Annotated in this window: 19 protein-coding genes; 17 read left to right on the top strand and 2 right to left on the bottom strand. The window is 38.0% G+C overall.

Annotated elements, in window-relative coordinates:
• Position 1: 1 nt before the first annotated feature.
• The 10 genes from CVT15_RS05040 (at position 2) to lpxD (ending at position 10,204) form a co-directional block, all read left to right on the top strand.
• Entirely contained in the window at positions 2 to 2,254 is a 2,253-nt protein-coding gene (locus tag CVT15_RS05040) for a vesicular transport factor Uso1p (protein ID WP_107898144.1), read from the top strand.
• Entirely contained in the window at positions 2,251 to 2,958 is a 708-nt protein-coding gene (locus tag CVT15_RS05035) for a tRNA1(Val) (adenine(37)-N6)-methyltransferase (RefSeq protein WP_107898143.1), read from the top strand. Before CVT15_RS05040 ends, CVT15_RS05035 begins: the two co-directional genes overlap by 4 nt.
• A complete protein-coding gene (locus CVT15_RS05030) occupies positions 2,955 to 3,320 on the top strand; it encodes a YkgJ family cysteine cluster protein (RefSeq protein WP_084107877.1) in 366 nt (121 codons plus the stop codon). The genes CVT15_RS05035 and CVT15_RS05030 overlap by 4 nt, the downstream gene beginning before the upstream one ends.
• 8 nt (positions 3,321 to 3,328) lie before the next feature.
• Positions 3,329 to 4,564 (top strand): tetratricopeptide repeat protein, encoded by a 1,236-nt coding sequence (locus tag CVT15_RS05025; protein ID WP_196373512.1) that lies wholly within the window; start codon positions 3,329 to 3,331, stop codon positions 4,562 to 4,564.
• Positions 4,561 to 5,346 carry an indole-3-glycerol phosphate synthase TrpC gene (trpC, locus tag CVT15_RS05020; protein WP_107898141.1) on the top strand — a complete coding sequence of 262 codons (786 nt, stop codon included), beginning with the start codon at positions 4,561 to 4,563 and terminating at the stop codon, positions 5,344 to 5,346. The genes CVT15_RS05025 and trpC overlap by 4 nt, the downstream gene beginning before the upstream one ends.
• The gene (locus tag CVT15_RS05015) at positions 5,346 to 5,828 is read left to right on the top strand and encodes an HIT family protein (RefSeq protein ID WP_107898140.1); all 483 of its coding nucleotides are present in this window, start codon (positions 5,346 to 5,348) and stop codon (positions 5,826 to 5,828) included. Before trpC ends, CVT15_RS05015 begins: the two co-directional genes overlap by 1 nt.
• Positions 5,815 to 6,822 carry a tRNA 2-selenouridine(34) synthase MnmH gene (mnmH, locus tag CVT15_RS05010; protein ID WP_107898139.1) on the top strand — a complete coding sequence of 336 codons (1,008 nt, stop codon included), beginning with the start codon at positions 5,815 to 5,817 and terminating at the stop codon, positions 6,820 to 6,822. The genes CVT15_RS05015 and mnmH overlap by 14 nt, the downstream gene beginning before the upstream one ends.
• Before the next feature lie 270 nt (positions 6,823 to 7,092).
• Positions 7,093 to 8,787: an acetolactate synthase large subunit gene (locus tag CVT15_RS05005; protein WP_230853991.1), complete on the top strand. Its 1,695-nt coding sequence runs from the start codon at positions 7,093 to 7,095 to the stop codon at positions 8,785 to 8,787.
• Positions 8,788 to 8,789: 2 nt separating this feature from the next.
• On the top strand, positions 8,790 to 9,251 hold the full coding sequence (ilvN, locus tag CVT15_RS05000; protein ID WP_223154204.1) for an acetolactate synthase small subunit: 462 nt from the start codon (positions 8,790 to 8,792) through the stop codon (positions 9,249 to 9,251).
• Positions 9,251 to 10,204 (top strand): UDP-3-O-(3-hydroxymyristoyl)glucosamine N-acyltransferase, encoded by a 954-nt coding sequence (lpxD, locus tag CVT15_RS04995; RefSeq protein WP_054196684.1) that lies wholly within the window; start codon positions 9,251 to 9,253, stop codon positions 10,202 to 10,204. The genes ilvN and lpxD overlap by 1 nt, the downstream gene beginning before the upstream one ends.
• Before the next feature lie 125 nt (positions 10,205 to 10,329).
• On the opposite strand, the gene CVT15_RS04990 is transcribed toward lpxD, so the two are convergent.
• Positions 10,330 to 11,526: an acetate kinase gene (locus CVT15_RS04990; RefSeq protein WP_103577487.1), complete on the bottom strand. Its 1,197-nt coding sequence runs from the start codon at positions 11,524 to 11,526 to the stop codon at positions 10,330 to 10,332.
• Between the two features lies 1 nt (position 11,527).
• The gene (pta, locus tag CVT15_RS04985; protein ID WP_103577486.1) at positions 11,528 to 12,895 is read right to left on the bottom strand and encodes a phosphate acetyltransferase; all 1,368 of its coding nucleotides are present in this window, start codon (positions 12,893 to 12,895) and stop codon (positions 11,528 to 11,530) included.
• A 68-nt stretch (positions 12,896 to 12,963) separates the two neighbouring features.
• On the opposite strand from pta, the gene flgH reads away from it, so the two are divergent.
• The 7 genes from flgH to hypF all read left to right on the top strand — a co-directional run bounded on the left by flgH (position 12,964) and on the right by hypF (position 21,800).
• Complete coding sequence (flgH, locus tag CVT15_RS04980) at positions 12,964 to 13,671, top strand: flagellar basal body L-ring protein FlgH (protein ID WP_072594280.1); 708 nt, start codon at positions 12,964 to 12,966, stop codon at positions 13,669 to 13,671.
• A 345-nt stretch (positions 13,672 to 14,016) separates the two neighbouring features.
• On the top strand, positions 14,017 to 15,162 hold the full coding sequence (locus CVT15_RS04975) for a hydrogenase small subunit (protein ID WP_084041138.1): 1,146 nt from the start codon (positions 14,017 to 14,019) through the stop codon (positions 15,160 to 15,162).
• A gap of 9 nt (positions 15,163 to 15,171) precedes the next feature.
• Positions 15,172 to 16,890, top strand: a complete 1,719-nt coding sequence (locus CVT15_RS04970) for a nickel-dependent hydrogenase large subunit (protein WP_103577430.1) — start codon at positions 15,172 to 15,174, stop codon at positions 16,888 to 16,890.
• Between the two features lie 9 nt (positions 16,891 to 16,899).
• Positions 16,900 to 17,580 (top strand): Ni/Fe-hydrogenase, b-type cytochrome subunit, encoded by a 681-nt coding sequence (gene cybH / locus CVT15_RS04965; RefSeq protein WP_103577429.1) that lies wholly within the window; start codon positions 16,900 to 16,902, stop codon positions 17,578 to 17,580.
• Positions 17,580 to 18,122, top strand: coding sequence for a HyaD/HybD family hydrogenase maturation endopeptidase (locus CVT15_RS04960; RefSeq protein ID WP_103577428.1), 543 nt, complete (start codon positions 17,580 to 17,582; stop codon positions 18,120 to 18,122). The genes cybH and CVT15_RS04960 overlap by 1 nt, the downstream gene beginning before the upstream one ends.
• Positions 18,119 to 19,591, top strand: a complete 1,473-nt coding sequence (locus CVT15_RS04955; RefSeq protein ID WP_103577427.1) for a hypothetical protein — start codon at positions 18,119 to 18,121, stop codon at positions 19,589 to 19,591. The genes CVT15_RS04960 and CVT15_RS04955 overlap by 4 nt, the downstream gene beginning before the upstream one ends.
• Complete coding sequence (hypF, locus tag CVT15_RS04950) at positions 19,575 to 21,800, top strand: carbamoyltransferase HypF (RefSeq protein WP_107898138.1); 2,226 nt, start codon at positions 19,575 to 19,577, stop codon at positions 21,798 to 21,800. Before CVT15_RS04955 ends, hypF begins: the two co-directional genes overlap by 17 nt.
• Positions 21,801 to 21,821: the final 21 nt, after the last annotated feature.

Below are 21,821 nucleotides of genomic sequence, written 5' to 3'. Positions count from 1 at the left end.
CTTGATAAATAAAATTTTACTAGCTATTTTTTGTTTGATAGTTGGCTTTTGCCTATCGTTTTTTAAATCTCCAAAAGAAGATGAGACACCAAAAGATACTAATCAAACGATTTATTCTATAAATTTTGACAATTTGCCAGAAGAAGAGAGACAAAAGTACATCAGCAAAGACGATCTTTACGAATATGGCGGATATATAACTCCAAAAAGCTATATCCAAAATTTTACTGAAACGAACGATCAAAATTTATCAAATGATGTAAATGAACTTCAAGAACAAGTTCGTGAGCTAAGTAAAAAAAATAAAATTTTAGCTACTGATAATGTCGATATCAGCGAGAAGAATTTAGACTTTATAAGCAAAATTTCAGAGATGAAAAAAAATATCGAAAATGAAAAAAATGAGATAGTTGAAAAAAATCAAAAGACGCTTGGCGAGCTTGAAGCACAACACTTTGAAAATATACAAACTCTCACAAAACGACTAAATGAAGCTCAAGCTGATATGATAGAGAGCTCAAAAGCCTATGAAAAAAAGATAATAGACCTTGAAAATGCGATAAATGAGGCAAAAAATGGCGATGAAAGTAAGGTAAAAGATATCGAAGCAAATTTTGCTAAATTTAAAGAGGCAGCTGAGGCAAATTACACGGCTTTAAAAGAGCAAAATATAGAGCTAAATACGACACTGGCTCAAAAAGACGCACTAATAAAAGAGTATGAAAATACTCAAAATGAAAAAGATAAAAACGAAAAAAAAGAAATTTTGCTTTTAAAAGAGGAGATCGAGCGAGCAAAAAATGACGCTAATACACAAAAATTTAGCTACGAAAAAGAGATAAATGCACTAACTGACGGCTTTGAAACGCAAAAGAGTGCTATGGAGGATGAGCTTTCAAAAAAGGCAAATAAGATAATTGATCTTGAGGAGGCTCTTGAGTCAAGCAAGACTGCCTTAAAAGATAGAATTTATGAACTTGATGAGATAAAGAAAAATTTAAACTCAAAAGATTTGGCAGTTGAAAACTATAATGGTAAAAATTTAGAGCTAAATGCCTCTCTTGCGGCACTTCATAAAAGTTTTAATGATTTAAAAGAAAAAAATCTTAAAAGCGAGCAGGAAAATAAACTCGCAAATGAAAATATAAATTTGCTTAAAAAAGAGCTTGAACGGGTAAATTTGATAAATAAAAAGCTAGAGAAGCAAAATTTAGATGCAAATGCAAGTTTAAGTGAGCTAAATAAAAAGCTAAATTTAAGTGAAGAGAGCCTTAAAAATACACGAGATGAGCTAAAGACGCTTGATACAAAGACGAATAAATTTTTAAAAACTTTGTTTGAGCAAAATCAAACTATCTCTTTGCAGACCCAAAAGCTTGGGTTAAATGACAGCGAGTTGAAAAATTTAGGTGCAAAGATAAACTTAAAAGATGAAAAGATAAAAGAGCTGGAAAATAATCTCACGCAAACAAGCCAAATGCTAGCAGCAAAGCAAAGTGAGCTAGAAGCTCAAAAAAGGACGCTAAAGATCGATATGCAAAACTATGAAATTTTGCGTCAGCAAATAAATATTTTGCAAAAAAAGATAGCTGATACGTCGGCTCTTTTTGCTGATAGCAATAAAAGCGGTGGTAAAAATTTACTAAGCTTACAAAATGAGCTTGAAAGCGCAAAACATAAGTTAAATGAGAGTAATAAGACGATTGAGAGGTTAAATTCTAAAATAAATGAACTTAGCTCATCTAGCGTAAAAGGAAGTCCAGTAAATGCCAAGATCATCGAACTTCAAAAAGATATCGAGCAAAATTTAAATAGGCAAGATGAGCTTGAAAATGAAAATGTAAATTTAAAAAATATCTTACAGGCGACAACTAAGCCAGAGACGCCAACAAAGCTAGTTTTGATCTCTAGCCTTGAGTGTGATGACATGGACGCAAAAGATAAGATTAGCGTGATGTGCAAGAATAGAGTGAGCGAATTTTTGCAAAGATTTAACTCAAACTATCTTTATGAGATAATTCCGATCGTAGATAAGAAAAATTTTGTTATCCCATCAAATGTAGCTCAAAGTATCAAAAAAGATGATCTTGGCAGGCTAAATAACTATGTAAATTACGGCGTTGGTAAAGAGCGTGCAAAGGCAGCAGCTGAGCTTATAAAAGAGGAATTTGGCGATTTTGCAAGGATCAGCTTTAGCTCCGAAGTGATCGTAAAAGATGTCACGCGTGGCTTTATCATCAAGGTTTATAGATGATCTTGGCTCAGCTAAAAAGTGGCTATCGCTACAACAGCGATACGCTGGTACTTTATGATTTTATAAGATCAAGTTTGAAAAATTTTTCAGGTAGGATTTTAGACGTTGGCGCAGGATGTGGGATACTTGGGCTTTTGCTTAAACGCGACTTTGAAAAAGCGACTCTTTGTTCTCTTGATATCTTGCAGATAAATGGTGAAATTTCTAAATTTAATGCCAGCCAAAATAACCTGAAAGCAGAAATTATAAATACTGACTTTGCAAAATTTAAAGATAGCGAGAAATTTGACCTCATCGTATCAAATCCTCCATTTTATCACGAGGGTACGAAACAAAGCGAAGATGAGCATATAAAGGCTAGTAGATACACAAGCTCTTTGGATTTAAAATACTTTATAAAAGGTATAAGTCTAAATTTAAAGCCTCACAAAAGGGCATTTTTTTGCTATGCACCTGATGATCTTGGTCAGATTGTAGCGTGCCTAAAAGAGTTTAAGCTAAATTTAGTAAGCCTAAAATTTATTCATACAAAGGCTGATAAACCAGCAAATTTGGCCTTATTTGAGGTAAGAAATAATTCAAACTCAAAGCTAAAAATTTTGCCGCCTTTAGTGATGAGTAAAAATGGCTCACATACAAAAGAGGCGATTGAAATTTTTAAAAAAGCTGATACAAATAGCGTCGATTATCAGGAGCTAGCGTGAGGGTGCAAGGCTTTAATTATGAGTTTGATGCCAGCTTTTGCGAGAGCTGTGGCGGTAAGTGTTGCACTGGAGAGAGTGGCTACATCTGGATAAATGAAGAAGAAATTTCAAAATTTTGCACCGCATTTCATATGAGTAAAGATGAGTTTGAAAAGCAGTTTTTAATAAGAGTTGGGCTAAGGTGTAGCATAAAAGAGAAGCCTTATGAAGATGGCTTTGCTTGTGTATTTTTTGATGAAAAAAATAAAAACTGCTCAGTTTATGAGCTAAGGCCACAGCAATGTAGGACTTTTCCGTTTTGGAATTATTTTAAAAAAAATTTAAAGGAGCTAAAAGCAGAATGTATTGGCGTAAAATTTTAGTATTTTTTATGAGCATATTTTTTAACTCGCAGCTACTTTTGGCTGACGATAATAAAAGTATAAATTTACGTCTAATGCAGGCTTTATTGTTTCAAGATAGCGGAGATGTGAATGCTAGCATTCAAGCTTACTCAAACATTTTTAAAGATACAAATCAAAAAGCTTATTTAAAAGAGGCGATCAAACTCGCCTTTGCTACAAAAAATGAAAATTTAGACACTTTGATAAGTGAAGGCGAAAAAAGCTTAAAAGACGATAGCGATTTTATCCGTATAAAGGTGGCAAATTTAGTAAATCTTTCAAAGCTAAATGAGGCTAAAAGTTTAATGCAAGAGCTTGCTACAAAAGAGCCAAATGCCCAAAATTTACTCATGCTTGGCACAATTTGTATGATGCAAAATGAAACAACGACTGCACTAAAATACTTTGAAGAGGCATACTCACTAAAGCAAGAAGAAGAAAACTTGCTCCGTATCGTTGATATTTTGATAAATCGTATGGATAAGATAAAAGACGCTACAAAATATCTTGAAAAATTTAGAGATGAACAAGGCTGCACGCTAAAGACTTGCGAGCTTTTGGCTGAAATTTACTCCCAGCAAAGAAATTTCCCAAAAGTGATCGAACTCTTTGAAGAGCTTTATGAGCTAAATCACGATACTTCGTATATTGATAAGATCGTGCAGTTTTTTATCTATGATAAAAATTACAAAGCAGCAATTGAAATTTTAAAAAAATATAGCTACAACGATATAGCTCTTATGGATCTTTATGCGGCGACTAGTAATTTTGGTGACGCATACATACTTGCTGTTAAAATTTATAATGATAGCAGGGATTTAAATTTTTTAGCAAAAGCCGCGATTTACGAATACGAGATGAATAAAGATGCCTTGAACGAACAAAAAATGGCTGAAATTTTAGATAAATTTGAAGCTAGTGTGCCAAAACTAGAAAATGATATGTTTTTTAACTATTATGGCTACTTGCTGATAGATCATGATATTGATCCTAGAAAGGGTATAGAGCTTGTGCAAAAGGCGCTTGCCATCTCGCCTGAGTCGCCTTATTATGAGGATTCGCTAGCGTGGGGATATTTTAAGCTTGGTGAGTGCAAAAAGGCAAAAAGCATTATGCAGCACGCGATGAAAGATATTGATTTTAGGACTTCAAAAGAGGCAAAAGAGCATTTGCACCTAATAGAGCGCTGTATAATAAATCTAAACAAAAGGCTTAAAAAATGATACTTGATGAGATAATTAAAAAAACTAAAGATGATCTTGAAAAAAGAAAAGCAGACTTCCCTGAGGAGTGGCTTGGTCGCTCGCTCGCGTATAATCCATACGTGCCAAGAGATGTTTTAAATGCACTTAGAGCAAGTCAAAATGAGCCTATAAAAATCATAGCAGAGATCAAAAAAGCAAGCCCAAGTAAGGGTGTGATAAGAGAAGACTTTGAGCCTATAAAAATCGCTCAGGAATACGAGCCATACGCAAATGCCTTTAGTATTTTAACTGAGCCACATTGGTTTAAAGGTAGCATCGAGTATATCACTCAAGTTAGGCGCTATGCATCAAGGCCGATCCTTAGAAAAGATTTTATCGTTGACAAGTATCAAATTCTTGAAGCTCTTGTTTACGGGGCAGATTTTATCTTGCTCATCGCAAAAGCGTTAACTCTAAATGAGCTAAAAGAGCTTTTAGACTACGCTCATCACTTAGGGCTTGAAGTTTTGGTTGAAACTCACGACGCGAGTGATGTGAAAAAGGCTATCTTTGCAGGAGCAAATATAATAGGCATAAATCACAGAAATTTAGATGATTTTACGATGGATATGAGCCTTTGTGAGAAGCTCATACCACTTTTGCCAAATGGCAAGATAATAGTAGCTGAAAGTGGTCTTTACGAGCATGAACAGCTTAGGCAGCTAAGCAAAATAGGCGTAGATGCTTTCTTGATAGGAGAGCATTTTATGAGGCAAGACGATATAAAAAATGCCGTCAAAAAGATAAAGGAGGGCGAGTAATGCAGCACCTTTGTGCCCCTTGGAGAAGCGAATACTTTAGCGCTAAAAAAGATAGCTGTGTTTTTTGTGATGTTATAAACTCAAATGATGATGAGAAAAACGGCGTACTTTTTCGAGCTAAACATTGTTTTGGGATTATGAATTTATATCCGTATTCTCCAGGTCATTTTATGATAATACCAAATCAGCATACCGACAAGATCGAAGAGCTTGATGAGCAGACTTGGTTTGAGATGAGTAAATTTGTAAGGCTTGGAGTTGAAATTTTAAAAAAAGAGCTTTATGCCAATGGCGTGAATATAGGTATGAATTTAGGCAAAGCAGCAGGAGCTGGCATAGCTGAGCATGTGCATTATCACCTTGTGCCAAGGTGGAGCGGGGATACAAATTTTATAACCACCATCTCTGATGTGAGAGTAAATGGCACGCCATTTCATCCACTTTTTGAGAAACTAAAAAAGGCATTTAGTGCCGTTATTTGAGCTTGATGTAGAGCAGTGGCTAGAGAAAAGAAGCTCTTTTGAAATTTTAATAGACGCAAGATCGCCGCATGAATTTTTATATTCACACATAAAAGATGCTATAAATTTATACGCTTTAAATGATGCAGAACATAAAGAGGTAGGCACACTCTATAAAAGCGATAGATCCCTAGCAAAGAGCCTTGGCGCAAAATATATCTGCAAAAATTTACAAAATATCATTGATGAGGTTTATAAAAGAGCCAAGGTTGGTTCAGCTATTGGCATCTACTGCGCTAAAGGCGGGCTTAGATCAAATTCTATTGGCTATGTTCTAAGCATGATAGGATATAGAGTTTTTAGGCTTAGTGGTGGCTATAAAGCTTATAGAAATCATGTTTTAGAATTTCTAAATCGACCTTTAAGTACAAAATTTATCACTCTTTTTGGAAATACTGGCTGCTATAAAAGTAAGCTCATAAGGTCTCTAAGCCCGTCAATAGACCTTGAAGCTATGGCAAATCATTTAGGCTCTGTCTTTGGGGCGATAAATGGCGCGCAGCCAAGCCAAAAAAGCTTTGAAGATGCGTTGTTTGAAAAGCTCATAACGCTAAAAGATAAAATTTGCTTTATTGAGGGCGAAAGTAGAAGAATAGGCTCATTAAGCTTGCCAAAGAGCCTTTATGATGCGATGCGTAGTGGCATAAATGTCGAAGTGAGCGCAAGTTTAGAAAAAAGAATTTCTTGTATAGTAGATGACTATAAAAGTGTGGATAAAGCCTTTTTTGACGAATGTATGAAGAAAATTTCGCCATTTATCGATAAAAAAGCTAGAGATGAAGCTGTGGTTAAATTTAATGAAAATGATATTGCTAAAGTAGCTGAAATTTTACTCACAAAATACTACGATAAAGTCTATAAGAAAAATGAAAATATTAATGTTTTTATAAATTCTGATAACTTTGACGAGGCCGTTAAAAAGCTAAATAATATAAAAAATGAAGCAAAATTTTAGGCTTATTTTAATTAAAAAATTAAGCCTAGAATTTATACAAATGAGTTTTAGCTCTTAAAATTTTATAGCCTTTGCTCACTTAAATTTATTAATTTTACTAAAAATAATATGTTTAATTTTATGTAAAATATTTTGTATTATTCTTCTAAACTAGTTAAAAATTTTTCAAGGAAATCAAAGCAATACCTAAATTTCGCTAGAAAGTTAAAATGGATTTAAAATGCTTTGGGATATAATCTGCGATAAATTTATCAAAAGGCTAAAGTGATGATAAAACAGATTTCTGGTTCACAGATGATAAGCGAGGCCTTGCACGAAGAGGGCGTTGAGATAGTTTTTGGCTATCCTGGCGGTGCAGCTTTAAATATCTACGACGAAACATACAAGCAGACTTATTTTAAACACGTTTTGGTTCGCCACGAGCAAGCAGCCGTTCATGCGGCCGATGGATACGCTAGAGTTAGTGGTAAAGTTGGCGTTGCTTTTGTGACAAGTGGCCCCGGCTTTACAAATGCTGTCACTGGCCTTGCAACAGCTTATAGTGATAGTATTCCGATCGTGCTTATAAGTGGTCAAGTACCAACATTTATGATCGGTACAGATGCTTTTCAAGAGATCGATGCAGTTGGCATTTCACGCCCCTGTGTCAAACACAACTTTTTAGTTAATAGCGTTGAAGAGCTACCTCGCATCATAAAAGAGGCTTTTTACATCGCAAGATCAGGCCGTCCAGGACCAGTTCATATCGATATCCCAAAAAATATCACATCAAGACTTGGCGACTTTGTCTATCCAAAAGAAATTTCTATTCCAAGTTACAAACCGACCTATAAGGGCAACTCAAAACAGATAAAAAAAGCAGCAGTTGTGATAAATGAAGCTAAAAGGCCGCTTCTTTACATCGGTGGTGGTGCGGTCGCATCTGGAGCAAGCGAGATCATACGTAAATTTATGAAAAAAACTGGCATCCCAGCGGTTGAGACACTGATGGCTCTTGGTGTACTTGACGCAAAAGATGAGCTAAATTTAGGCATGGCAGGCATGCATGGTAGCTACGCTTCAAATATGGCACTTAGCGAGTGCGACCTTCTTATATCACTTGGAGCTAGGTTTTGTGACAGGATCACTGGCAGGACGGATGAGTTTGCCAAACATGCAAAGATAATTCACATAGATATCGATCCAAGCTCTATCTCAAAGATTATAAACGCTCACTATCCGATAGTTGGTGATCTTACAAACGTGCTAACTGAGCTTTATGAAGAAGTCAATGCAAAGCCTGAAAACTACGCACCTTGGAGAGAAATTTTAGATAGATATTCTAAACTAAATCCACTTGGCTACACAGATAGCGACAAGGTCTTAAAACCACAATGGGTCATCAAAGAGACCGCAAAGATAGCAGGAGCTGATGCGATAATCTCAACAGACGTCGGTCAGCACCAAATGTGGGTGGCGCAGTTTTATCCGTTTAACCGAGCAAGACAGCTTGTTACAAGTGGCGGACTTGGCACAATGGGATTTGGCCTCCCTGCAGCGATCGGCGCAAAATGTGCAAAACCAGACAATCTTGTTATAAATTTTACAGGCGATGGCTCAATACTTATGAATATCCAAGAGTTAATGACGGCTCATGAGATAAATATGCCTGTTATAAACATCATTTTAAACAACAACTTCTTGGGCATGGTGCGCCAGTGGCAGACATTTTTTTATGAAAAACGCTACTCATCGACTGATCTTAGCTTGCAGCCTGATTTTGTAAAGATCGCTGAAGGATTTGGCGGAGTTGGCTTTGTTTGCAAGAGTAAGGATGAGTTTAGAAAGGCTTTAAAAGAAGCGATCGATAGCAAAAAATCAGCGATGATCGACGTTAGGATCGACCGCTTTGAGGATGTGCTTCCTATGGTTCCAGCTGGAGCTGCGATTTATAATATGATATTAAAGAGCAAGGAAGATAAATGAGTATCAGAAGAACGATTTCGGTTATAGTTTTAAATGAACACGGTGTTTTGGCTAGAATTTCTGGACTTTTTGCGGGCAGGGGCTACAATATCGATACACTAACCGTTGCTCCAATACCTGAGAGCAACTTCTCAAGGCTAAGTATCGTAACAAGTGGCGATGAGAGAGTTTTAGAGCAGATCGTAAAACAGCTTCACAAGCTCATACCAACGTATAAAGTCATAGAAAGTGGCGAATTTGTCGAAAAAGAGATGGCTCTTGTGAAAATTCCACTTGGTGAAAATTTTGCCGGTCTTGAGGCGATACTAAAGTCGTACAATGGCATCGTCACAAATACAAACGAAAACTACATCGTTGTCATGGTGGCTGACGATGCGAGTAGGATCGAGAGCTTTTTAAAATCGATAAAGAAATTTAACCCAGTTGACGTCGTACGTGGCGGATCTGTGATAATGGATATATGATGAAACTAAGTGAAATAGCCTCAAAAGTAAATGCTACTTTTAGTGGAGAAGATATAGAAATTTTTGCCTTAAATTCTTTAAAAAATGCAAATAAAGCTGAGCTAACATACTGCGATGGCGAGAAGAATGCAAAATTTATAAGCACATCAAACGCTGGAGCCATATTGGTGACAAAATCGCTTTTAGGCTTGGTACCAGCTGGCATGGTTGCACTTGTGTGTGATAATCCACACCTTGCATTTGCCTTGCTTAGTAAAGATTATGCTAAGCCGCTTTTTTGCGAGCCAAAGCCATCAAATATCGCTAAGAGTGCAAAGATAATGCCAAATGTCTACATAGGCTCAAATGTTAGTGTTGGCGAAAATACGGTAGTAATGGCTGGAGCATTTTTGGGCGATAACGTAACTATAGGCAAAAACTGCATCATCCATCCAAATGTCGTCATCTACAACGACTGCGTCATCGGCAATGAGTGCCATCTGCTGGCAAACTGCGTTATAGGCAGCGATGGCTTTGGCTATGCACATACAAAAACTGGCGAGCATGTAAAAATTTATCACAATGGCAATGTTGTTTTAGGTGATTTTGTTGAGATCGGCGCTTGCACGACGATAGATCGTGGCGTTTTTGAAAGCACGATGATCGCAAACTACACAAAGATAGACAATCTCGTTCAAATAGGCCACAACTGCGAGCTTGGAAATGGCTGCCTAATCGTCTCACAAACTGGCCTTGCTGGCTCAACAGTGCTAGGCAGAAACGTCGTAATGGGCGGTCAAAGCGGCTCAGCTGGTCATGTAAAAGTGGGTGACTTTGCACAGATCGCTGCACGCGGCGGTGTTAGCAAAGACCTGCCTGGCGGCAAAAAATACGCCGGAGCTTATCCAATAATGGAGCTTTCAGATCAGTTTAAACTCCAAGCAAAAATTTTGAGATTTTTTAAGAAAAATTGATTGCAAGCTTTTGCGAGCTTAAAATCGCAAAAGCTTTTTATCTTATAACCTAAAAATAATGCTAATTCTATTTTAAAACTAATTAGGCTTAAAATTTATATATCAAGTCTGGCTTAAACATCTATTTATTTGGCTTTGCTCTCTTTTATTACTCTAGCCGTTTCTATCGCGATTTCTAGCTCTTCGTTTGTTGGGATGATGAGCGTTTTTATCTTAGCGTGATCCCCGTCTATGCATCTCTCGCCTCGCATGTCTTGGAAATTTAGATCGTGATTTATGTGAATGCCAAGATGTTTTAGATCATCACAAATTTTTTGCCTTGTATTTGGTGCATTTTCGCCAATACCGCCAGTAAATATAAGTGCATCAACGCGTCCTAAAATGGCGTAATATGAGCCAATATATTTTTTTACTCGGTAGCAAAACATCTCAAAAGCAAGCTTGGCTCGCTCGTCGTTTTGCATCTTGGCTACGACCTCTCTCATGTCACTTGAGCCACAAATTCCAAAAAGTCCGCTTTTTTTGTTTAAAAAGTTATCTATCTCGTTCCATTTTAAAACACCGATATTTAGGAGGTAGATAACCACTGCTGGGTCCATATCGCCACTTCTTGTACCCATTATGAGCCCTTCAAGTGGACTTAGACCCATCGAGGTATCGATACTTTTGCCGTTTTGTACCGCACAGGCTGAGGCGCCGTTGCCTAGATGAAGCGAGATAGCGTTAAATTTATCAAATTCTATGCCAAGCATTTTGGCCGCTTGCTTGCAGACGTATCTATGCGAAGTGCCGTGAAAGCCGTATTTTCTGATGTGATGAGTCTTGCAAACGTCATAAGGTAGAGCGTAGCGGTAGGCATACTCTGGCATGCTTTGATGAAATACCGTGTCAAAAACAACCACGTGAGGCACGTTTTTGCTCTCTTTCATCGCATTTTTGATGCCAGCAAGGTGCCCTGGGTTATGAAGAGGGGCAAGTGGACTTATCTCCTCGATCTTTTTGATGACGCTCTCATCAACGATCATTGAGCTAAAAAAGCTCTCTCCGCCGTGAACTATCCTGTGTCCGATACCATCAAGCTCGCTTAGATCGTGCAAGGTGTGTGATGTGACAAAGAGCTCGTTCATCGCCTCAAGTCCGTCATGGTGGTCTTTTATAAAGCGTTTTATCTCGTAGGTTTCGCCATTTGCTTTTAACACCGCTCTTGAGCTGGAGCTGCCGATTTGCTCGACTAGACCGCTTGCTAGACTGGTTTTGGTATCCATTGCAAAAAGTTGAAATTTTATTGAGCTACTACCCGAGTTTAAAACCAAAATTCTCATATTATTCTCCTGCTTGTATGGCACTGATTAAGATAGTATTTACCACGTCTTCAACGAGGCAACCGCGGCTTAGGTCATTAACTGGCTTTTTTAGCCCTTGAAGTATTGGACCCACAGCTAGAGCGTTTGCGCTTCGCTGAACTGCTTTATAACAGATATTTCCGCAGTTTAAATTTGGAAAGATAAAGACATTTGCATGCCCAGCAACCTCTGAGTTTGGCATCTTTTTACTAGCCACGCTTAGATCAACGGCTGCGTCAAACTGAATAGGTGCTGCGATTTTTAAATTTGCATCAAGCTCGCTCACCTTTTTGGCAGCTTCTTTTATAAATTCCACATCAGGCCCACTTCCACTATCAGCCGTAGAGTAGCTCAGCATAGCGATCTTTGGGTTAAGACCAAAGGCACTTGCCGTTTGAGCGCTACTTAGTGTGATGCTAGCTAGCTCATCTGCACTTGGATTTGGCGTGACGGCGCAGTCGGCAAAAAGCAAAATTTCTTCTTCAAGCGCCATAAAAAATGCCCCACTTACCACGCTTACATTTGGCTTTGTTTTTATGATCTGCAAAGCTGGGCGGATCGTATCAGCCGTGCTCATCGTAGCGCCACTTACCAAGGCATCGGCTAAGCCTTCGTGAATTAGCATCGTAGCAAAGTAAATTTTATCTTTTGCAAGCGCGTTTGCCTTGGCTTCATCAACGCCTTTATGTTTTCTTAGCTCATAAATTTTCTTTGCAAATTCATCTGTCAGCTCATTTTGTTCTGGATTGATCACTTTGGCTTTGCTTAGATTTAGCCCCAAAGCGGCCGCTTTTTTTGAAATTTCATCTTCAAGTCCTAGCAATATGATATTTGCCGCATCTTTTTCTAGCACGATGTGAGCTGCTTTTAAAATTCTCTCATCGTCACTCTCTGGTAAAACGACGGTCTTGTTTGCAGCTTTAGCTCTTTTTAGAAGCAGGCTTTGAAATTTAAATGGTGTGATGATGTCAGCTTTGTAGCTCAAAATTTTATCAAATTTATCGGTGATTAGAAGCTTTGAGTTTGGATTTAGTGCCCTTAGCTCGCTTGCATTTTCGTCAAAAACTGGAGCGTTTAAATTTCTTGCTAGCTTTAAATTTAGCTCGCTTTTGCCAAAGACGCTAAAGTCCTCACAGCCAAGAACTATGACAAAGTCGCTTTTGGCTTTTAAATCTTCATATTTATCTATAAATTTTAGAAAAAACTCTTTTTCATTTGAATTTATTAAGTTATTTTTATCGTTTTCATCTGGGATTATCTTAAAAATCTCAACTTTTTTGAATTTTGTAGCTATAATTTCTTGCAGATGTGCTAAATTTTTGTCTGTAAAAACGTAACAACTTTTCATTTGCGACCTTTTTAGGAACTTAAATTGCTTAATTCTAGCACAAAGATACTTATTTTAAGGCATTTTTTATGAACCATAAAACGATTTGGCTCGTCTTATCTGCGGGCATTATTTGCACTGGCTGCACGCCAAGTGCTGATCCTCATATCAATATGAAACCCCCAGTTTATGTCGAGCAACTCCCTTCAAAAGATAGTGGAACCGGACAAAGCAATGCTGGCAGCCTCTTTGGCAAGGGCGAGAATCCGCTATTTTCAGATAGAAAAGCGATGAATGTAAATGATATCGTGACTATCGTTATCTCAGAAAATGCAAGCCAAACTTCAACTGGTAGCAAAAGCACAAATAAAGATAGCACCATCTCGCTTGGTGGAGGTGTATTTACGGCTGGAGCCGCTCCACTTTCAAATATAGCTGATAATCTAAACAAATACGGCGACATCGGCTTTAAAGCAGGTGGTGGCAATAAATTTACAGGAAGTGGTACGAGTAATAGAAGCGAGAAATTTACCGCAACCATTTCAGCTAGGATCATAAAAATCCTAAATAACGGCAACTATTTCATAGAAGGTAGCCGCGAGCTACTTATAAACGGCGAAAAGCAGATCATGCAAGTAAGTGGCGTTATCAGACCTTACGACATCTCACAAAACAACGAAATCGACTCAAAATATATAGCTGATGCCAAAATTTTGTATAAAACCGAGGGCGAGCTAGACAAATCTACCAAAAAACCTTGGGGCACAAGGCTTATGGAAGCTATCTGGCCATTTTAATGCAACTTTAAAAGCCTAAATTTCATCCATTTGGGCTTTTAAAAATTTTTATCTCAAAAATTTCTCTCGCCTTAAATATGCTAAATTTTTAGAAATTATTAAAAATTATAGTTGATATTTACTTTCAGAATAATATGCTTAAAATATTGAAGATTCATCAAAATAAAATAAAATTTCTCAAAATATTATTTTTTATATTTTGAAAATATATCGCAAAAAAAGGGATTTTAAATTTTTTAGTTAAAATTTATTTAATTACAAATATTAATTTTATAAAATAATTTTTTACTTCTTTAAACAAAGATATTATTAACAAAAGTAAAATTTTCAAGCAAAGGAGCTTATATGAATAATGACTTGCGTCAAAAGATAGATAGACGCTTAAGTGAGCTTAGTGCGTTGCCTAAGATGAAAAGCGACTCGAGTATTGCGCAACTTTTAAAAGAGAAGGGCTTTACGAGGCGTGATTTTATGAAGTGGGCTGGTGCGATGACAGCTTTTATGGCTCTACCAAGTGCGATGACACCGATGGTTGCTCGTGCTGCTGAGCTTAGCGATAGGCTTCCTGTGATATGGCTTCATATGGCAGAATGTACAGGCTGTAGCGAGAGCTTACTAAGAACCGATGCTCCAAGCATAGATAGTCTTATATTTGACTACATAAGCCTTGAATACCACGAAACTATCATGGCAGCTTCTGGTTGGCAGGCTGAAGAAAATTTAGAGAGTGCGATCGAAAAATACAAAGGCAGATACATTTTGCTAGTTGAGGGCGGTATCCCAACTGGTGCGACTGAAAATTTTCTAACTGTTGGACCTCATGGCACAACAGGTAAAACTCATGCTGTAAATGCTTCAAAAGACGCAGCTGCTATCTTTGCGATCGGCACCTGTTCTAGCTTTGGTGGCATTCAAGCAGCAAGGCCAAATCCATCAAATTCAGTGGGACTTTCAAAGGTCACTGATAAGCCAGTTATTAATGTTGCGGGCTGTCCACCAAGTGAGAAAAATATCGTTGGCAACGTGCTTCACTTCTTACTTTTTGGCACACTTCCAGCGCTTGATGTTTATAATAGGCCAAAATGGGCTTATGGCTTAAGAATTCACGATCTTTGCGAAAGACGTGGTCACTTTGACGCTGGCGAGTTTGTCCAAAACTTCGGCGATGAAGGTGCAAAAAATGGCTACTGCTTATACAAAGTAGGCTGTAAAGGTCCATATACATTTAATAACTGCTCACGCGAGAGATTTAACCAGCACACATCATGGCCAGTTCAAGCAGGCCACGGCTGTATAGGCTGCTCAGAGCCAGACTTCTGGGATACAATGGGACCATTTGAAGAGCCTATGGCAGATAGACTCTTTGATACTGTTTTAGGTCTTGGAGCTGATAACGTCAGCGATAAAGTTGGCATTGGAATTTTAGCTCTTACAGGCATTGGTATAGCAGCTCACGCTGTTATAGCTTCTATGAGTAAAGATAAAGAATAAGGCGAAAAAATGAGTGAAAAAAGAATAGTAATAGACCCTATAACACGTATCGAGGGACACTTAAGAATAGAAGTTGTCGTAGATGAAAATAATGTCGTAAAAGAGGCGTATTCTGGCTCAACTCTTTGGCGTGGCTTAGAGCAGATCGTAAAAGGTAGAGACCCAAGAGATGCTGGCTTTTTCATGCAAAGAATTTGTGGCGTTTGTACATACTCACACTACCGAGCAGGCATTATCGCAGTTGAAAATGCTCTTGGTATCAAGCCTCCGTTAAATGCAGAGCTAACTAGAACGCTTATGAACGCAGCTTTATATCTTCACGATCACATCGTGCATTTCTATCAGCTTCATGGCATGGATTGGGCGGACGTGGTCTCTGCACTAAGCGCAGACGTGCATAAAGCTAGCGAAGAGGCGTTTAAATATACTGATTTGCCATTTGCCACAGGAGCTGACAAGCTAAAAGAGGTAAAAGAGAGAGTTGAAGCCTTTGTTAAAAAGGGCAACCTTGGACCATTTGCCAACGCATACTGGGGACATAGTACATATAAATTTACTCCAGAGCAAAATTTAATCGTCCTCTCGCACTATCTAGAGTGTTTAAGAATTCAAAGAACAGCAGCTCAGATGATGGCTATCTTTGGCGCAAAAAACCCACATCCACAAAGCCTAACAGTTGGCGGTGTGACCTGCGTGATGGACCTTATGGATCCAGCTAGAATGGGCGAATATATGAGCAAATTTGCCGAGATCAAAGAATTTGTAGATAGAGCTTACTATCCAGATATCTTGATGGCAGCTAAAGCTTATGGTAATGAGCCAAGCGTTCTAAACGACGTTGGTGTGGCAAATTTACTCTGCTACGATGAGTTTTTGATAGGCAAAAATGATCATCTATTTAAAGGTGGCTATATCTTAAATGGCGATCTTAACAAGGTTTATGATATCGATGAAAATAAAATCACCGAAGAAGCTACTAGGTCTTGGTATAAAAACGACAAAGCGCTTCACCCATATGACGGCGAGACTGAGGCGAACTACACAGGTCTTATTGACGGCGAGAGCGTAGACGCCGAGGGTAAACTAGCTCACAGTAAGCTTTTTAATACAAAAGGCAAATATAGCTGGATCAAAGCACCAAGATATGATGGCATGCCTATGCAAGTAGGTCCAATAGCAAGTATCGTTATAAACTACGCTAGAGGTAACGAGAGAGTTAAAAAAGTAGTTGATGAATTTTTAGCAAAGAGTGGCTTACCGCTAAGCGCAGTTTTCTCAACTCTAGGCAGAACCGCTACTCGTATGCTTGAGGCAAAAGTAGTAGCAGAGCACACAATGGATGCATTTAATGCCTTGGTAGAAAATTTAAAATCAGATCAAGAGACTTGCGCAAAATATGTAATCGATAACAAAAAAGAGTACAAAGGAAATTTTCAAGGCAATGCTCCAAGAGGTGCGCTTAGCCACTGGTGCCGCATAAAAGATGGTGTTATCACAAACTGGCAAGCAGTCGTACCAAGCACATGGAACGCCTCTCCAAAAGATGCGCAAAATCAAATGGGAAGCTATGAGGCGTGCTTAGTTGGTTTAAAGATCGCTGATCTTTCAAAACCACTCGAGATAATACGAAAAATTCACTCTTACGATCCTTGCATCGCATGCGCTGTGCATGTTATGGATACAAAGGGAAATGATTTGAGTACTTATAAGATAAATCCAAATTTGTAAGGAGAAAAGATGTCACATAAAAATCCTGACAGGATCAGCGAATATGAATTCTCCATCGGCGTTAGGCTGACACACTGGATTAGATTTGCAGCGATCACACTTTTGGTTGTGAGTGGCTACTATATCTCATACGTTTTTGTGAGTCCAGAGATCACGAGCGAGCCTACAAATTTTATGCAAGCAAAGTGGCGTATGACTCACCAGATCGCTGGCTTTGTGCTAATAGCGGCGTTTATCTTTAAATTTTATCTATTTGTCTTTGATAAACATAGTAAAAAAGAGTGGATGAGTGTGGTCGATTTTCTAAATCCAAAAATTTGGATCGCACAGATCAAATACTATCTTTTTATGGGGCCGCATCCGCATTTAAGGGGCGTTTATAATCCTTTGCAGTTTGCCTCATACTTCTTCTTTTATCTTATTTTGACTCTTATTTGCCTAAGCGGTCTTGTGCTTTATGTTCATGTTTATCATGAGGGACTTGGCGGAGCGCTTTATGAGCCAGCTAGGTTTTTTGAAGAGCTTATGGGCGGACTAGCAAATGTTAGAACGATACATAGAATTTGCATGTGGATCATCATGATATTTGTGCCTATTCATGTTTATATGGCGGTATTTAACGCTGTTAAAGGCAAAAATGGAGCGATGGACGCTATCGTTAGTGGCTATAAATTTGTAAAAGAACACTGATGAGAGTGCTGGTTCTTGGTATCGGCAACGTGATGTTTGCCGATGAGGGCATAGGTGTTCATTTTGTAAATTTGATGGCTAAAAACTATAACTTTACAAGTTCTAAAAACGAGCTTACTCTAATGGACGGGGGCACTTTAGCCCTCGCTCTAACTCACATAATAAGCGAATTTGACTATCTTATCGTCGTTGATTGCATTAGCGCAAATGGCGCAAGCGTGGGCGATGTTTATTTTTTCGACTTTCTAAACGTGCCAAATTTTATCAGTTGGGACGGCTCGGCTCACGAGATCGAGATGCTTCAAACCCTTCATCTAATGGAGCTTGCAGGCGACAGGCCGACAACCAAAATCTTAGGCATCGTGCCTAGCCGCATAGAATCATCAAATTTTAGCCTCTCAGATGAGGTTATAAAAGCTTCTAATATTTTAGAAAAAACGCTGCTTGAACACTTAAAAGAGCTTGATTTTGAGTGTGAAAAGGTGGCAAATTTTACCCTAAATGATATCGTTGATGAATACGCTAAAAAAGGTTTAAAATGATACTTGCTTTTAAATTTACTTGCCACAAAGACGCTTCGTTTCTAGCGCCATTTTTACGCTTGCTTGCTGGCGATCTAGCTCATAGTATAAAGTGCAAAGAAGATGAAATTTGTCTAAAGGTAAGTGGTAATGCCAGCGAGCTTGAGAGCGTGGCAAATAAAGCAAGTACGCTCTTGCCTTTTAGTCTTTTTATAAAGCACAGTGAGGTCTTGGCTGTAAGTGAGCTTGATGAAGATAGCAAGATAAATGAGATAAAATTTGGCGGCCTAACTCCGACTCAAGCGAGCGCTTTTTTGGCTAGCGAAAAGGCTATCTTAAATGAAAGTGGCGTGCTATGTGAGAGTAAATTTGAGAGCGAGATAACGCTTGGTAATTTTAATGAAAAGCTAAAAGCTTGCCTAAATTTGTTAAAAAACGGCAAGAGTGTTTGTATAGAACAGGATGAAAATTTATATGAAATTTCTCTTGGCGTAAATTTTGACGCAAATTTCTTGATGCCTGTAAATTTAAAGCATCTACCAAAAATTTTTATTGCCGATGATAGAGTTTTGACATTTTTAGCTAGCTTTGAAAAGCCACTTTTAGCTCTAAAGACGACAGCCATTTATAGACAAAATCACGAGGATGCACCACTATTTTTTGACGTGATGGCGCCAAATGATCTTTTTCTTTACGCCCTTTGCGAGCAGCTAAACAAAGAGAGCTTTAGCTTTTTAAGCGTTAAAGTAAAGGAGCAAAAAAATGCTCTTTCAAGGCTTACTTTGCTTGAAAGTAGCGCAGTTTTAAGCCCATTTTTCTATGCAAAAAACGAGGAATTTGAGCTTAGTAATTTTAGCGATATAGCTTTGGGGTTAAAATTTAGCAAATTTAGTGATGACGAAATTTGCCTGCTTTCAAAATCAAGCAAAACGCAGCTTCTATTTTTGCCAAAATTTAGTAGCTTTGAAGAAATTTATGAGCTCATAAGAGCTGATGAGGGCGGCGAAAGGCTACTTGAAAATTTCAGCAAAGAGCATACTTTACCAAGTGGAAATTTTAGTTCAAATGCTAGCTTTTTCTCGATATTTTGCATAGCTGGGCGCATACTTGGCTTAGGCGATGACTTTAAAAAAGCAGGGGAGAATTTGCTTCTTATGGCAGCTGATTTTAGCGGTCAAAAGGGAGTTAGGATTGATTACAAGATGAAAGATGAGTTTGGTTTAGACGGGGTTAAGTTTGTAAAAAGTATCATTTCATTCATCCTTGCTGGCGCTGGAGAGAAGAACATCAGCTTTGGTTGCACCGAGTCTTTGGCACATTTTTTGAGCGATTTTAGCTATGAAAAACGAGATAAATTTAACATCAAAAATATTACTTTAAGCGGGGATTTATTTTATAATAAGGTAGTTAGCAACTTGATAAAAAAGCACCTAAACCCAAATATAAAAACAAATTTTGACCCCGGATTTGGCGTTGAGATCAAGCTTTAGATATGAGATCAAAGGCTTAGTTCAAGGTGTGGGCTTTAGACCTTTTGTCTATACTTTGGCGGATAAATTTAAGCTAGTTGGTGAAATTTACAACGACGACGAGGGTGTGAAGCTAAATTTTAGCGGCGAAGAGGCTAACTTTTTGGCTTTTGAAAAAGAGCTTTATGAGAAGCTGCCAGCCCTTGCTAGGATTGATGAGCTAAAGAAGATTAAAATAGATAAAATTTATGAAAAGCTTGAGATCATCGCTTCAAAGTCAGCCACCAAACAAGCGCCTATTTTGCCTGATTACGCACTTTGTGATGACTGCTTGTGCGAGTTTTATGACCCCACAAATCCACGCTACAAATATCCATTTATAAACTGCACCAACTGCGGGCCTAGATTTTCGATCATCAAAGCGTTGCCTTATGACCGGGTGAATACGACGATGAATGAGTTTAAAATGTGCAAATTTTGCGAGAGCGAGTACAAAGATCCGCTTAATCGCCGCTATCACGCAGAGCCGATCTCTTGCCCAAACTGCGGACCAAAACTCTATCTAAAAGATAAATTTGGCAAAGTCTTGGCTAGTAAAAACGAAGCAGCCAAAGAGGCAGCTAAGCTCATAAACGAGGGCAAAATTTTAGCCATTAAAGGGCTTGGTGGCTTTCATCTAGTTTGCGACGCGACAAACGAAGACGCAGTTTGCGAGCTAAGAGCCAGAAAACACCGCCCAAGTAAGCCTTTTGCGCTGATGAGTAAAAATTTACAAAACGCCAGAAAAATAGCGCAAATTTCAGAGGCAGAGGCGAAGCTACTTAACTCAAATTTAAAACCCATCGTCTTGCTTGAAGCAAAAAATGGCTCAAATATCGCAAAAAGTGTCGCTCCAAATTTAAACAAGCTTGGCGTTATGCTTGCATTTAGTGGCATACATCTTTTGCTATTTGACTATCTTTTGCACGACATCATTGCAACTAGCGCAAACATATCAGGCGAAGTTGTAATAAAAGATGAGGGTGAGCTAAGAGAAAAGCTAGGTGACGTCATAGACTTTTACCTTGATCACGACCGAGAAATTTACTCGCCAAGTGACGATAGTATCGCATTTTGTGCTGGTGATGAGACGATTTTTACAAGGACAAGCCGTGGGCTAAATCCAAATTTCATTCATACAAATTTCAAGCAAAAAGGGACATTTTTAGCCCTTGGAGCGGAGCTAAAAAGCTCATTTTGTATCTATAAAGACGGGCTTTTGATGATTAGCCCGTATATTGGTGATCTAAAAAACGTAGCGACTTTTGATAGATTTAAAGATATTTTTACCCTTTTTTATAAGACTTACAACCTAAAAATAGACAAGGTCATAGCCGATCTGCATCCAAATTTTTTAAATACAAAATGGGCAAAGGATCAGGGCTTTGAGCTAGTTCATTTGCAGCACCACTACGCGCATTTGCTAAGCGTGATCCTTGAAAACGATCTAGCAGATAAAAAGTATCTTGGATTTTGTTTTGACGGCACTGGATACGGGGAGGATGGTAAAATTTGGGGTGGCGAGGTCTTTAGGCTTGATAAAAAGAGTTACGAGCGAGTTTATCATTTTGATGAATTTAGTCTATTTGGGGGCGAAAACAGCATCAAAAATATTTATCTAATCGCATATTCTATTATTTTAAAATACTCTCTTGAGGACGAAGCTAGTAAATTTTTAGTAAATTTTGATGAAAAAATGCTTGCAAATTTTAAAAAAATGGAGCAAAAAGGATTAAACTTAGTAAAGACTAGCTCAGTTGGTAGGATATTTGACGCATTTGGAGCGATTATTTGTGGGCTTTTTCACTCGAGTTTTGAGGGCGAGAGTGGTATGAGACTTGAATCACTTTATGATAAAAATTTAGATGTGTGTTATAAATTTAGCCTAGATGATGGAGTGATCGGCTTTGAAGAAGCTTTTAAAAGTGCTTTAAAAGATGAGCCAAGAGCGGCTGCAACGGCATTTATAAATGGCTTGGCTGATATTATTTTTGAAATTTCAAAAAAAGAAAAAATAGAAATTTTGCTAAGCGGTGGAGTTTTTCAAAATAAGACTTTACTCGAACTTATTTACAAAAAATTTACTAAATCAAATTTGAAATTCTATATCAATAAAAAATTCTGTAGCAACGATTCTAACGTAAATTTAGGGCAAATTTATTATTATTTATCCACATTTTCTAATAAGTGATGTATAATGATTATAAACGGT

This window comes from Campylobacter concisus (assembly GCF_003048595.2).
In the GTDB taxonomy this organism is placed as follows: domain Bacteria; phylum Campylobacterota; class Campylobacteria; order Campylobacterales; family Campylobacteraceae; genus Campylobacter_A; species Campylobacter_A concisus_L.
Note: the sequence above shows the minus strand (reverse complement) of the source record. Positions and strands in the feature narration are given on the sequence as shown.

What these genes read in the sequence shown, in the direction of transcription:
- CVT15_RS05035 (WP_107898143.1), top strand. Translation starts at nt 2,251, where the DNA reads ATGATCTTGGCTCAGCTAAAAAGTGGCTATCGCTACAACAGCGATACG.
- CVT15_RS04960 (WP_103577428.1), top strand. Translation starts at nt 17,580, where the DNA reads ATGAGAGTGCTGGTTCTTGGTATCGGCAACGTGATGTTTGCCGATGAG.
- pta (WP_103577486.1), bottom strand. Translation starts at nt 12,895, where the DNA reads ATGAAAAGTTGTTACGTTTTTACAGACAAAAATTTAGCACATCTGCAA.
- CVT15_RS05025 (WP_196373512.1), top strand. Translation starts at nt 3,329, where the DNA reads ATGAGCATATTTTTTAACTCGCAGCTACTTTTGGCTGACGATAATAAA.
- CVT15_RS05015 (WP_107898140.1), top strand. Translation starts at nt 5,346, where the DNA reads ATGCAGCACCTTTGTGCCCCTTGGAGAAGCGAATACTTTAGCGCTAAA.
- cybH (WP_103577429.1), top strand. Translation starts at nt 16,900, where the DNA reads ATGTCACATAAAAATCCTGACAGGATCAGCGAATATGAATTCTCCATC.
- flgH (WP_072594280.1), top strand. Translation starts at nt 12,964, where the DNA reads ATGAACCATAAAACGATTTGGCTCGTCTTATCTGCGGGCATTATTTGC.
- CVT15_RS04975 (WP_084041138.1), top strand. Translation starts at nt 14,017, where the DNA reads ATGAATAATGACTTGCGTCAAAAGATAGATAGACGCTTAAGTGAGCTT.
- lpxD (WP_054196684.1), top strand. Translation starts at nt 9,251, where the DNA reads ATGAAACTAAGTGAAATAGCCTCAAAAGTAAATGCTACTTTTAGTGGA.
- CVT15_RS04990 (WP_103577487.1), bottom strand. Translation starts at nt 11,526, where the DNA reads ATGAGAATTTTGGTTTTAAACTCGGGTAGTAGCTCAATAAAATTTCAA.
- trpC (WP_107898141.1), top strand. Translation starts at nt 4,561, where the DNA reads ATGATACTTGATGAGATAATTAAAAAAACTAAAGATGATCTTGAAAAA.
- CVT15_RS04970 (WP_103577430.1), top strand. Translation starts at nt 15,172, where the DNA reads ATGAGTGAAAAAAGAATAGTAATAGACCCTATAACACGTATCGAGGGA.
- CVT15_RS04955 (WP_103577427.1), top strand. Translation starts at nt 18,119, where the DNA reads ATGATACTTGCTTTTAAATTTACTTGCCACAAAGACGCTTCGTTTCTA.